This is a genomic window from Actinoplanes flavus (genome assembly GCF_017592555.1).
Lineage (GTDB): Bacteria > Actinomycetota > Actinomycetes > Mycobacteriales > Micromonosporaceae > Actinoplanes > Actinoplanes flavus.
Genome location: NZ_JAGFNS010000045.1, coordinates 47,503 through 59,234 on the forward strand (window position 1 = coordinate 47,503; position 11,732 = coordinate 59,234).

Sequence of the window (11,732 nt, forward strand, 5' to 3'; positions counted from 1 at the left end):
TCCGGCGGGTTGTCAGGGCTGTTCGAACAGCCCTGACAACCCGCCGGACCCTGGTGTTCATGACGGGGATGACGCCGAGCGGGGGCAGGCACGCGTCTGCGCCCATCGTGCCATGGGAGCGCTCCCAAGGCAACGGCCCCGCCCGGCGGCCGTCAACGGATCAGGAGGGGGAACAGGTCAGTGCCGGCACGCCGTTGGCGCCGGTCCACGAGCCGAGGAACCCGAAGGACGTCGACTGACCGGCCGCGAGAGTGCCGTTGTAGCTCACGTTGCGCGCCGTCACGGTCGAGCCGCCGCTGGTCACGGTCGCGTTCCAGGCGTTGTTCACGACCTGCCCGTTCGCGTAGTTCCAGGTCACCGTCCACCCCTTGATCCCGGTGCCGGCGGTCACCTTCACCTCTCCCTGGAAACCGCCCGGCCACTGCCCGGTGATCGCGTAGGTGGCGGTGCAGACCGTCGGCATGGTCATCGACGGCGAGGGCGACGGCGAACTGGGCGACGGCGACGGGGAACTCGGCGACGGTGACGACGAACCGGGCGAGCTGGGCTGGACGCCGCCGAAGACGGTGGCCTCCCTACCGGTGGCCTTCAGACCGTTCGCGCCGTTCACGATCCGCTGGCCCCAGGTGGTCAGCGAGGCGGCGTCGAAGCTGTTGGTCATGTCCAGGATCGGGTCGGTGTTGCCGGCCCAGGACCAGCCCAGGTAGCCGATGCCGCGGGCCTGCGCCTCGGCCATCAGCGTCTGGTCGTCGACCTGGCCGGAGTCGAACCGCCAGCCGAACTCGCCGATCACCAGCGGCCAGCCGCGGCTCTGGAAGTGGTCCAGGTAGGCCGTGATCGACGACGCCGTGTTGAACACCGCGTACATGTGGATCGACAGCACCGTGTTGTCCCGGGTGTCCGCGTCCAGCACCGTCTGCGCGTTGTCCCGCATCACGTACTGCCAGTCCTGGCCCCAGTTCGGTGCGTCGATCATCAGCAGGTGCTCGAACCCGTTGGTGCGCATCCTCTGGATCGCGGCGACGGTCGCGGCGGTCCACTGCGACGGGTTCGTGTTGCCGATCGGCTCGTTGCCGATGTTGATGACGACGTAGTTCTCCTGGCCGGTGAGCACGCTCTTCAGGCCGATCCAGTAGTTCACCGCCTGGTCCAGCGTGTAGGCCGCGCCGTCCTCGCCGTACCCGGTGGTGTCGTGGTTCTCCAGCACACAGATCAGCCGGTTGGCCTTGCACAGGTTGATCACGTTGGTCACGTCGGCGGCGGTGTTGGCGGTCCAGCGGCCACCGCTGAGCACCACCCGGACGGTGTTGGCGCCGGCCGCCTTCATGTCGGCGAACGAGCCGGTCTGCCCGGCGTACCAGGTGTGCATGTGGTTGATGCCGCGCATCACGAACGTGTTGCCGTTGGCCTCGACGATGTCGCGGCCCTCGATGTGCAGACCGGTGGCGGCGTAGGCGGGGTTGACGAAGGTCAGCACGGATGCGGTGAGGGTGACGAGGACGGCGGCCAGAACGGCCAGTCTTCTCTTCATGACCTGCCTCTTGGGGGAAGTGGACGGCTGACGTCGGCGCGTTTCCACCCGCCCCCGGGCAGTTGACAACCTACCCCCGGCCCCCTCCCATCGCAATCCGTCGATTCATGCGGCCTGCCGGCGGCGGTGCTTCTCCCGGTACATGGCGGCGTCCGCCTCGGCGGTCAGCGCGTCCAGGGTCGCCTCTCCCCCGGCCGGCCGCAGCGCCACACCGATGCTCACGCCGACCGTCACCCGTACGCCGTCGCCCAGATCCGCGGGCGCCCGGACCGCCTCCCGGATCCGCTCGCCGGCCGCGGCCACCAGGTCGTGCCCGGCCCCGGGCAGCAGGACCAGGAACTCGTCGCCACCGAGGCGGCCCACCACCGGCGTCTCGCCGCCCGGGGACGCGAGCCCGCGCACGGCGGTGGTCAGCCGGTCGGCGATCCGATGCAGCAGCAGGTCCCCGGCGGCGTGCCCGTGGGTGTCGTTGACCTGCTTGAATCCGTTCAGGTCGAGCAGCAGCACACCGAGCGGGCGGCCGGTGAGCCGGTCCGCGCAGCCGGCCAGGTGCGCCCGGTTGGGCAGCCCGGTCAGCCCGTCGTGGGTGGCCTGGTGCTGGAGCGCCGCCCGGGTCTCCTGGAGGGTCCGCAGGTGCCGGACCAGGCTGGACGACTGGGTTCCGGTGATCACCGCGATCATCAGGTGGCCACCGAGCACGAACGGGACGTCCGGCGAGTGCGGGAAGGCGGCCACGAAGACGGCCGACGTCAGCGCCCACACGACCACGGCGCCGGGCAGCCGTTGCCGGATCGCGGCGATCACCACGGCCAGGGCCATCAGCGGCCAGGTGGTCTCCCGGGTCAGATCCTCGGAGACCACCACGAACCCGCAGATCACCGTGACGTCCAGCGCGACCTGGACGGTGCTGCGCAGTTCGTACCAGCGCGAGCCCGGCCGCCGGAGACTGCCGACGGCCACCAGGTTGCCGCACAGCATGACGGCGACGGCCACCCAGCTCGCCGTACGCATCCCGGTGCTCGCCAGCTGGCCGGGCGACATGGCGCCGATCCCGGCCGCGTAGAGCGCCGTGCAGACGAGCCCGATGCTCCGCGACGCCAGGCCGGAGAGCTCGATCGTGCGCCGCCGGGACAGCAACGCCTGATCGGAAGGCACTCCGGTCACGGTACGCATGGCCTCTCCATCGGCAGCGGACCGCACGCCTTGAGGAAGCCGGCGCATGCGCGGGCAGCGCTCAGAACCTGAAGGCGCCGACCAGGCCGCGCAGCTCGCCGGCGGTGCGCGACACCGCCGCGCTGGCCTCCCGGGTCTGCGTGACGCCGCCGACCGTGGCCGCGCTGGCCGCGGCGACGTCGCTGATGTTCGCCGCGATCCGGCTGGAACCGGCGGCGACCTCGGCGATGCTCCGGCTGATCTCGCCGGTGGTGGCGGTCTGCTCCTCCACCGCCGAGGCGATCGTGGTCTGGAAGTCGTTGATCTGGGCGATGACCTCGGAGATGCGGTTGATGACCTCGACCGCGCCGCCGGTGTCCTGCTGGATGGCGTTGACCCGGTGGTGGATGTCCTCGGTGGCGCGGGCGGTCTCCTGGGCGAGGTCCTTGACCTCGGAGGCGACCACGGCGAACCCCTTGCCGGCGTCACCGGCCCGGGCCGCCTCGATGGTGGCGTTGAGGGCGAGCAGGTTGGTCTGCTCGGCGATGGACGTGATCAGCTTGATGACGTTGCCGATCTCGGCGGACGACTCGCCGAGCTGACGGATGGTGCCGGTGGCGCGGGCCGCCTCGGTCACCGCGACCGAGGCGATCTGGGCGGCCTCGCTGGTGTTGCGGGAGATCTCCCGGATCGACAGGCCCATCTCCTCCGAGCCGGCCGCGACGGTCTGCACGTTGCGGGAGATCTCGTCGGCCTCGGCGGACGCCGAGGTGCTCTGCCGGCCGGTGTCGTCGGCGGCGTCGGCGATCCGGGCCGACACGCCGGCCAGCTGGTCCGAGGCGGTGGCGAGCCCGCCGGCCTCCTCGGCGATGGTCCGCATCGACTGGCGCAGCTTGTCCAGCGAGCGGTCCAGCCCGGCGGCCATGACGCCGATCTCGTCGCGGCTGGTGATCTCGGAGCGGACGGTGAGGTCGTTGCGGTCCAGGGCGTCGATCACCACGCCCAGCCTGCGGATCGGGCCGAGGATCGACCGGACCATCGGGACGGCCAGGCCGATCAGCAGGGCCAGGCCGATCCCGGCCACCACCATCGTCACCGTACGGGTGGAGCCGACCGTGTCGGCCATCTCCGCCTTCTGCACGGCGATCTCGGCCTCCACCGTCTCGGTGAGCGCGTCGAGGTCGTCGTCGGTCTTGTTGTTCCGCTCGGCGATCTCGCCGGTCCGGTCGACCACCGACGCCGGGTCCGCGGCGCCGGCGGTGACGAAGTCGGTGATGAAGGTGTTGAAATCGGCGAAGTCCGGGCGGTAGCCCTGGAACTGCTGAAGCACGGCGGTGGGCAGACCGCACGCCTCGACCTGGTCGGCGGCGCTGGTCGAGGACTCGACGTCGTCGACCGCGTCGCCGCTCACGTCGTGCCCGAGCGCGGCCCGGTAGGCGTCCACCTTCAACTCGCTCTGGCGGTTGTTGAGGTGGTTGATCGCCGCGAGGCAGGCTTCCAGACGGCGGGTCTCCTCGGCCTGGGTGGCCAGCGACGACTGTCCGGCCAGGGTGATCGTCGCCATCACGCCGAGCGCGACCGCGCCCGTGCCGACGATGAGGCCCAGCCTCTTGGCGATACCGATGTCGTGTAGCCCGCGCACGGTGCCCTCCCTCACATGTGACGCACGATCCATCGACCGTGTCGGGCGTCACCTGAGGAGGGGCGCGTCACCGCTCATGATTCAGCGGTTCAGGCGCCGGGCCCAGTCCGCCGGGACGGCGCCGGCCGGGCCGGGGGCCGGCTGGCCGGCCGGGTGGCTGGTGGGCGGCGCCAGCTCGGGGCCGGAGCCGGCCTGCTCGCTGTCGAAGTCCCAGAACCAGTCCTCACCGGGCTCGAACGACTGGATGACCGGATGGCCGGTCTGCCGCCAGTGGGCGGTGGCGTGCCGCGCGGGCGAGGAGTCGCAGCAGCCCACGTGGCCGCAGCGGGCGCACCGGCGCAGGTGGAACCACCAGCCGCCGGTCGCGAGGCACTCGGCGCAGCCGGTGCCGGAGGGTGGGACGTCGACCTGGATCGGGGCGTCGGAGCTCACGCCCGCAACCTATCAATGCACCCGGTCGTACGCCTCCTGCGCCGCGCGAACCTGGTCCATCTCGCCCTCGACCAGGACGATGAGCTCCTTCATCTTGGCGGCGACCCGCTCGCCGAGATCGGTGAGGCTGTACTCCACCCGGGGCGGGATGGTGGCCTGCACCTCGCGGCGGACCAGGCCGTCGCGTTCCAGCGCCTGAAGGGTCTGGGCCAGCATCTTCTCGCTCACCCCGTCGACCCGGCGGCGCAGGGCGTTGAACCGGAACGCCCCCTCGTGCAGCGCGCCCAGCGCCAGGCTGCCCCAGCGGCCGGTGATGTCGGTCAGGACGCCACGGGAGGCGCAGTTCCGCTCGAACACGCTGGCCGCGAGATCCCCATCCACGCCGGTCACCTTACCAGCGCGGTTGCACTAACTAAAAGTTAGTGCCATTCTTCCCGTCACCGCTCACTTTTCGAGAGCATGTCGAAGGGGACCACCATGACCATCGCCGTCACCGGAGCCACCGGGCAGCTGGGCCGCCTCGTCGTCGAGGCGCTGATCGCGCGCGGCGCCGCCCCCGGCGACATCGTCGCCGCGGTCCGGGACACCGCGAAGGCCGCCGGCCTGGCCGCCCTCGGGGTCCAGGTGCGCGAGGCCGACTACGACCGCCCGGAGACCATGGCCACCGCGTTCGCCGGGGTGGACCGGCTGTTGCTGATCTCCGGCAACGCGGTCGGGCAGCGGGTCCGCCAGCACACCGCGGTCGTCGAGGCGGCCCGGGCGGCCGGCGTCGGATTCCTGGCCTACACCAGCATCCTGCGCGCCGGCACGTCACCGATCGGGCTGGCTCCCGAGCACCTGGCCACCGAGGAGGTGGTGACCGCGTCCGGCATCCCGTTCGCCCTGCTGCGCAACGGGTGGTACACCGAGAACTACACGGCCTCGCTCGGCCCGGCCGTCGAGCACGGCGCCCTGCTCGGCAGCGCCGGCGACGGCCGGATCGCCGCCGCCACCCGCGCCGACTACGCCGAGGCGGCCGCCGTCGTGCTGCTGAGCGGCGAGCCCGGCGTCTACGAGTTGGCCGGCGACCAGCCGTTCACCATGACCGAGCTGGCCGCCGAGGTGGCCCGCCAGACCGGCGCCCCGGTGGCCTACCGGGACCTGCCGGCCGACGGCTACCGGGCCGCGCTGGTCGAGGCCGGCCTGCCCGAACAGTTCGCCGGCCTGCTCGCGGACACCGACGTCAAGATCCGGGACGGGCACCTGGACGACACCACCGGCACCCTGTCCCGGCTGATCGGCCGCCCCACCACCCCGTTGGCCGAGGCGGTCGCAACAGCGCTCAAAGGCTGAGGCGGATGGGTAGGCTCGGTTCCATGGCCAAACCTCGATGGGAACCCGGCCCGGACCACCCGATCACGATCACCCCGGCCGGGGAGAAGGTCGTGGTCACCGCCGGCGGCCGGGTGATCGCGGAGACCGGGGACGCGCTGCTCCTGCGGGAGGCGGACTATCCCCCGGTGCGGTACGTTCCGCTCGCCGACGTCGATCCGGCAGCGCTGGAACGCAGCACCACCACGTCCTACTGCCCGTACAAGGGCGACGCCACCTACTACTCCCTGCCCGGCGCGCCGGACGCCGTCTGGGAGTACCAGGAACCCTACGACGCGGTCGCCGCGATCAAGGGTCACGTCGCCTTCTACCCGGACAAGGTGGAGTTCTCCACCTAGCCACGGAGCGCGGAGCGGACCGCCGCCAGCTGGTAGCGGTCCGCCTCGTACGGGGTGTAGAGCGAGATCCGGTCGATCGTGCCGGCGAAGCGGGCCCGCAGTCCGGCGGCCACCGTCGCCGGGTCGCCGGACACCGCGAAACAGTCCAGCACGTCGTCGCTGATCTCGGCGGCCATCTCGGCCCACGCCTGCCGCCGGGACAGCGCGTTGAGCCGGTCCGCCAGCTCACCCCAGCCGTGCAGCTCCAGCACCGGCCGGTAGGCGGGAGTCGACGCGTAGAAGGCGATCTGCCGCCGGACCGCCTGCTCCGCCCGGCCCCGGGCCGCCTCGTCGGCGCCCAGGACCACCATGGCGCTCATCTCCAGCCCGAAGCCGTCCAGCCCGCCGCCCCGGGCCGCCCGCAGCACCGGGACGATCCGCTCCCCGAGATAGGAGGGGCTGGTCAGCGGATGCACCAGCAGCCCGTCGGCGACCCGGCCGGCGGCCGCCACCATCCGCTCACCGACCGCGGCCAGCTCCACCCTCGGATTGCCGAACGGGTTCGGCCCCGGATCGAAGAACTCGGTCATCAGCGTGTGCCGGTAGAACTCGCCGCGGAACATCAGCCGCTCGCCGGTCGCCCACGCGTGCCAGATCGCCCGCAGCGCCGACACGAACTCCTCCATCCGCGCGGCCGGGCGGCTCCACGGCATCGCGAACCGCCGCTCGATGTGCGGGCGCACCTGTGAGCCGAGCCCGAGCCGGAACCGCCCCTCGGAGATCAGTTGCAGGTCGTTGGCGAGGACCGCCACGGTCATCGGGTTGCGGGCGAAGGCCACCGCGATCCCGGATTGCAGCGCGATCCTCGAGGTGGCCCGCGCGACCAGGGCCAGGGTGGTGAAGACGTCGTGCTTCGTCTCGGCGGCCGCGAAGCCGTCGTACCCCACCTGTTCCGCGGAGACCGCCGCCGCTTCGGCCTCGGACGGGGAGGCCGCGACGGGGGCGGCATAGTCAACGAGCATCACACAGCAATATCAGGTTGTTGACCCTCACACGGTGTCAGGCAGTGAAGTCGGAGTTGTCATGTTCGCCATAGGAGACTTCGCCCGGCACGGCCGCGTGTCGATCCGGATGCTGCGCCACTACGACGCCATCGGGTTGCTGCGGCCGGCCCACGTCGACCCGGTCACCGGCTACCGGCACTACACGGCCGCCCAGCTGGCCCGGCTCAACCGGATCATCGCGCTCAAGGATCTCGGGTTCACGCTGCACCAGGTGCACGAGATCATCGACGGCACGCTGAGCACCGGCGAGCTGCGGGGCATGCTGCGGTTGCGCCGCGCCGAGCTGGCGGCGTCGGTGGCCGAGGCCACCGCCCGGCTGGTCCAGGTCGAGGCGAGGCTCCGCGCCATCGAGAGTGAGGGGCACATGCCCACGAACGACGTCGTCCTCAAGTCCGTCCCGGCGGTGCGGGTCGCGGTACTGACCGCGACGGCCGCCAGCTACCAGCCGGAGGACATCGGCCCGGTGATCGGGCCGCTCTACGACGAGCTGTGCCGGCGGCTGGAGACGGCCGGGGTCACCCCGACCGGTCCGGGCATCGCCTGGTACGAGGACGCCCCCGAGGGCCGGATCACGGTGCACGCCGGCATGACCGTCGCGGCCGGGCCCGGCGCCGGCGACTTCGAGGTCCGCGATCTGCCGGCCGTGGCGCGGGCCGCCACCATCGTGCACCGCGGCTCGATGGACGCCGTGGTGCCGACCGGCCAGGCCCTGGCCCGGTGGATCGACGGCAACGGCTACCGGGCCGCCGGCTATCCGCGGGAGGTGACCCTGGAATGCCCGGAGGACCGCGACCGGTGGGTCACCGAACTCCAGGCCCCGGTCACGGCCGGCTGACCACGGCGTCGCGGATCGCCGCCGCCGTCACCTCGGCGGCGACCGCGCGCAGCAGGTCCAGGTCGGCCTCCACCGCGCCGGTGGCCAGCGCCACCACGGCGTCCCCGTCGTAGCGGGAGTGCGCCGGGTGCAGGGCCCGGGCGAACCCGGTGTGGCCGCTCTGCGCCAGCAGATAGCAGTCGGTCTTGGTCAGCCGGGCGTCGGTGAGCACCACGGCGAGCGTGGTGTTCTCCCCCGGGAACGGGGTGGCCACGTGCTCCACGGGCGGCCGCTCGGCGCCGAGGACGTCGCCCCACGGGTTCACCGCGGCGATCACCTCCACCGTGGCGCCGCCGGCCCGCCCGGTGGCGCGGCCCAGCCCACCGGGCTCGGCGAGACCCCGCCACTTGCCGGTGGTGGCTCCGGCGCCGGCGCCTACCGTACCGGTGGCGAAGGGTTGTCCGCTCCACGCGGCGAGAGCCGCCTCGCGGCCTTGAGCGGCGCCCGGTGGCGTTCCGGCGACCGACGCGTCGAACAGTGCCATGCCGACGACGATCGGCACCGGGCCGAGGCTGGTCGGGAAGCCCTGGCCACGCTCGCGCAGCAGATCCACCACACCGTCGCCGGCGGCCAGGCCGAAGGCGGAGCCGCCGGAGAGCACCACGGCGTCCACCCGCTCGACCAGGCGGCCCGGTTCCAGCAGGGCGAACTCGCGGGTGGCCGGGGCGCCGCCGCGGACCTCGCCGGACCCGACCGTGCCGGGCGGTGGAAGGACCACGGTGACCCCGGTGCCGTCTCCGGTCCAGTGCCCGGCGTACGCGGTGAGCAGCTGTGGTTCGGCCATGAGAGGAACCGTATCGGCCGTCCGCGTTCCGATCGGGGATGCCGGGGTATGCAGACGGCTCGTCACGGAATGCCGCACAGTGAAGGAAATCCGACATGGAGCCGACCGTTCCCAGCCCGGCGACGAAGCAGCCCGCCGAGAACAGCCCGGTGAAGGAGTCCCTCGCCCCGGTCCGGGGGCTGCAGACGGGGGACCATCTGACCTCCGGGCAGGGCGTCCGGCTGCCGGACACCGACCACTCCCTCAAGGCCGGCCCGCGCGGCCCGGCGCTGATGGAGGACTTCCACCTCCGCGAGAAGATCACCCACTTCGACCACGAGCGGATCCCCGAACGGGTGGTCCACGCCCGCGGGTCCGGCGCCTACGGCACGTTCACCGCCTACGGCACCGCCGCGTCCGTCACCAAGGCCGGTTTCCTCGCCGAGAAGGGCCGGGAGACCGAGGTGTTCGCGCGGTTCTCCACGGTGCTCGGCTCGCGCGGGTCGGCCGACACGGTCCGCGACGTACGCGGGTTCGCGGTGAAGTTCTACACCGCAGAGGGCAACTTCGACCTGGTCGGCAACAACATGCCGGTCTTCTTCATCCAGGACGCCATCAAGTTCCCGGACATCATCCACGCCGCCAAGTGGCACCCGGACCGGGAGATCCCGCAGGCACAGACCGCCCACGACACGTTCTGGGACTTCGTGTCGCTGCACACCGAGGCCACCCACCACGTGTTCTGGGCGATGTCGGACCGGGGCGTCCCGCGCTCGTTCCGGACCATGGAGGGCTTCGGGGTGCACACGTTCCGGCTGGTCAACGCGGCCGGGGAGACGTCGCTGGTGAAGTTCCACTGGAAGCCGGCGGCCGGGGTGCACTCGCTGGCGTGGGAGGAGACCCAGCTGACCGCCGGTGTGGACCCCGACTTCCACCGCCGCGACCTGGCCGACTCGATCGACGCCGGCCTGTTCTACGAGTACGAGCTGGGCATCCAGGTGATGCCGGACAGCGCCGACGAGTCGTTCGAGGGCATCGACCTGCTCGACCCCACGAAGATCGTCCCGGAGGAGCTGGCCCCGGTGCAGCCGATCGGGAAGCTGGTGCTCAACCGGAATCCGGACAACTTCCACGCCGAGACCGAGCAGATCGCGTTCCACATCGGAAACCTGGTGCCCGGCATCGAGGTCACCAACGACCCGCTGTTGCAGGGCCGGCTCTTCTCCTACCTGGACACCCAGCTCAGCCGGCTGGGCGGGCCGAACTTCACCCAGCTGCCGGTCAACCGGCCGCACGCGCCGGTGAACGACAACTTCCGGGACGGCATGCACCAGAGCGTCGTGCACCGGGGCATCGCGCCCTACCTGCCGAACAGTCTCGCCGGCGAGGAGGGCCCGGTGCCGGCCGGGCTGGAGGACGGCGGGTACGTCCACCTGCCCAAGCCGGTCGCCGGCGACAAGGTACGGGCCAACCCGGTGTCGTTCGCCGACCACCACACGCAGGCCGCCCTGTTCTACCGCAGCCTCAGCCCCCTCGAGCAAGACCACGTGGCCGAGGCGTTCACCTTCGAGTTGAGCAAGTGCTACGAGCAGGCGATCCGCGTACGCATGCTGGGTGTCCTGGCCGACGTCGACGCCGAGCTGACCGCGAAGGTGGCCGCCGGGCTGGGTCTGCCGGTTCCCGAAGGGAATCCGGTGCCGGACGTCACGCCGTCGCCGGCGCTCGCGCAGATCACCGACCGGGTCTGGCCGGTGACCGGCCGGGTGGTCGGCGTGATCGGGGCGCCGGACAAGGAGGCCGCGGCGCTGCAGAAGGCGCTGAAGGCGCAGGGTGTCGTGGTGCGGGTGATCGCGCCGGTCGGCGGCGAGGGGGTGGAGCGCACGTTCCAGACCGCCCGGTCCGTCGAGTTCGACGCGATCATGGTCGCCGAGGCGACCGCCGACCTGCAGATGATGGTGCTGGTGCAGGAGGCGTTCCGGCACGGCAAGGCGATCGGGGTCCGCGGCAAGGGCGAGCAGACCCTGGTCAACGCCGGGATCGACGTGAAGGCGCCGGGCATCCTGGTCGACCCGGATCCGGAGACGATCGTGGCGGCCCTCGGCCGGCACCGGGTCTGGGAGCGGATGCCGCTGCTCAAGCCGCGGGCGTCGTCCGCCGGTTCCTGACAGTCAGTAGCGGATGGAGGCGAGCGCCAGTCCGGCGAGGCTGCAGCAGGCGGTGAGCCAGGCGATCGGCAGCAGGTTGTAGGTCAGCATGCCGAGAATCCCGGCCGGCGAAACACTGAAGACCACCAGTGCGGCGCCGATGAAGACGAGTACGGCGACGGCCGCCACCTGCAGGAAGCCACGCTGGGCGGGCGCTTGGCTGAACATGCGGACTCCGGGGATTCGCCGAATCGGGGCGCCGCAACCCTCCGGTATCAGTGGACACCCGGGCAACAGCCGCACCGGCCGTTCCCTCCACCGCCCGTCCCGGAATCCCTACCCCTTCGGCCGGGGCGGTGGGGGGCGGGGGCGGGGGGGGGGCGCCCCGCCCCGGGGGGGGGGGGGGCGGGGGGGGCGGCCCCCCCCCCCCCCCCCGCGGCCC

Annotated in this window: 12 protein-coding genes; 4 read left to right on the plus strand and 8 right to left on the minus strand. The window is 72.0% G+C overall.

Annotated features, from left to right (window positions below; all coding sequences use genetic code 11):
- Window positions 1–160: 160 nt before the first annotated feature.
- From J5X75_RS40535 to J5X75_RS40555, 5 genes are all read right to left on the minus strand, one after another.
- On the minus strand, window positions 161–1,531 hold the full coding sequence (locus J5X75_RS40535; RefSeq protein ID WP_208473037.1) for a cellulase family glycosylhydrolase: 1,371 nt from the start codon (window positions 1,529–1,531) through the stop codon (window positions 161–163).
- A 105-nt stretch (window positions 1,532–1,636) separates the two neighbouring features.
- Window positions 1,637–2,704, minus strand: a complete 1,068-nt coding sequence (locus J5X75_RS40540; RefSeq protein WP_208473038.1) for a GGDEF domain-containing protein — start codon at window positions 2,702–2,704, stop codon at window positions 1,637–1,639.
- A 61-nt stretch (window positions 2,705–2,765) separates the two neighbouring features.
- Window positions 2,766–4,325, minus strand: coding sequence for a methyl-accepting chemotaxis protein (locus J5X75_RS40545; protein WP_307798595.1), 1,560 nt, complete (start codon window positions 4,323–4,325; stop codon window positions 2,766–2,768).
- Between the two features lie 81 nt (window positions 4,326–4,406).
- Complete coding sequence (locus J5X75_RS46295) at window positions 4,407–4,757, minus strand: UBP-type zinc finger domain-containing protein (RefSeq protein WP_208473040.1); 351 nt, start codon at window positions 4,755–4,757, stop codon at window positions 4,407–4,409.
- 12 nt (window positions 4,758–4,769) lie between these two features.
- Window positions 4,770–5,138: a winged helix-turn-helix transcriptional regulator gene (locus tag J5X75_RS40555; RefSeq protein WP_307798596.1), complete on the minus strand. Its 369-nt coding sequence runs from the start codon at window positions 5,136–5,138 to the stop codon at window positions 4,770–4,772.
- Window positions 5,139–5,234: 96 nt separating this feature from the next.
- Here J5X75_RS40555 and J5X75_RS40560 point away from each other — a divergent pair, with 96 nt between their 5' ends.
- The gene (locus J5X75_RS40560) at window positions 5,235–6,089 is read left to right on the plus strand and encodes an SDR family oxidoreductase (RefSeq protein WP_208473042.1); all 855 of its coding nucleotides are present in this window, start codon (window positions 5,235–5,237) and stop codon (window positions 6,087–6,089) included.
- A gap of 23 nt (window positions 6,090–6,112) precedes the next feature.
- On the plus strand, window positions 6,113–6,466 hold the full coding sequence (locus tag J5X75_RS40565; RefSeq protein ID WP_208473043.1) for a DUF427 domain-containing protein: 354 nt from the start codon (window positions 6,113–6,115) through the stop codon (window positions 6,464–6,466).
- On the opposite strand, the gene J5X75_RS40570 is transcribed toward J5X75_RS40565, so the two are convergent.
- A complete protein-coding gene (locus J5X75_RS40570) occupies window positions 6,463–7,467 on the minus strand; it encodes a TIGR03617 family F420-dependent LLM class oxidoreductase (protein ID WP_208473044.1) in 1,005 nt (334 codons plus the stop codon). The two genes, J5X75_RS40565 and J5X75_RS40570, sit on opposite strands and share 4 nt — an antisense overlap.
- Window positions 7,468–7,528: 61 nt before the next feature.
- Here J5X75_RS40570 and J5X75_RS40575 point away from each other — a divergent pair, with 61 nt between their 5' ends.
- Window positions 7,529–8,344, plus strand: a complete 816-nt coding sequence (locus tag J5X75_RS40575; protein WP_208473045.1) for a MerR family transcriptional regulator — start codon at window positions 7,529–7,531, stop codon at window positions 8,342–8,344.
- On the opposite strand, the gene J5X75_RS40580 is transcribed toward J5X75_RS40575, so the two are convergent.
- Complete coding sequence (locus J5X75_RS40580; protein ID WP_208473046.1) at window positions 8,331–9,167, minus strand: P1 family peptidase; 837 nt, start codon at window positions 9,165–9,167, stop codon at window positions 8,331–8,333. The genes J5X75_RS40575 and J5X75_RS40580 overlap by 14 nt on opposite strands.
- A gap of 95 nt (window positions 9,168–9,262) precedes the next feature.
- On the opposite strand from J5X75_RS40580, the gene J5X75_RS40585 reads away from it, so the two are divergent.
- Window positions 9,263–11,311, plus strand: a complete 2,049-nt coding sequence (locus tag J5X75_RS40585) for a catalase (protein WP_208473047.1) — start codon at window positions 9,263–9,265, stop codon at window positions 11,309–11,311.
- 3 nt (window positions 11,312–11,314) lie between these two features.
- Here the strand turns inward: J5X75_RS40585 and J5X75_RS40590 are convergent, their stop codons facing one another.
- Window positions 11,315–11,518: a hypothetical protein gene (locus J5X75_RS40590; RefSeq protein ID WP_208473048.1), complete on the minus strand. Its 204-nt coding sequence runs from the start codon at window positions 11,516–11,518 to the stop codon at window positions 11,315–11,317.
- Window positions 11,519–11,732: the final 214 nt, after the last annotated feature.

What these genes read in the sequence shown, in the direction of transcription:
- J5X75_RS40535 (WP_208473037.1), bottom strand. Translation starts at nt 1,531, where the DNA reads ATGAAGAGAAGACTGGCCGTTCTGGCCGCCGTCCTCGTCACCCTCACC.
- J5X75_RS40540 (WP_208473038.1), bottom strand. Translation starts at nt 2,704, where the DNA reads ATGCGTACCGTGACCGGAGTGCCTTCCGATCAGGCGTTGCTGTCCCGG.
- J5X75_RS40560 (WP_208473042.1), top strand. Translation starts at nt 5,235, where the DNA reads ATGACCATCGCCGTCACCGGAGCCACCGGGCAGCTGGGCCGCCTCGTC.
- J5X75_RS40565 (WP_208473043.1), top strand. Translation starts at nt 6,113, where the DNA reads ATGGCCAAACCTCGATGGGAACCCGGCCCGGACCACCCGATCACGATC.
- J5X75_RS40570 (WP_208473044.1), bottom strand. Translation starts at nt 7,467, where the DNA reads ATGCTCGTTGACTATGCCGCCCCCGTCGCGGCCTCCCCGTCCGAGGCC.
- J5X75_RS40575 (WP_208473045.1), top strand. Translation starts at nt 7,529, where the DNA reads ATGTTCGCCATAGGAGACTTCGCCCGGCACGGCCGCGTGTCGATCCGG.
- J5X75_RS40580 (WP_208473046.1), bottom strand. Translation starts at nt 9,167, where the DNA reads ATGGCCGAACCACAGCTGCTCACCGCGTACGCCGGGCACTGGACCGGA.
- J5X75_RS40585 (WP_208473047.1), top strand. Translation starts at nt 9,263, where the DNA reads ATGGAGCCGACCGTTCCCAGCCCGGCGACGAAGCAGCCCGCCGAGAAC.
- J5X75_RS40590 (WP_208473048.1), bottom strand. Translation starts at nt 11,518, where the DNA reads ATGTTCAGCCAAGCGCCCGCCCAGCGTGGCTTCCTGCAGGTGGCGGCC.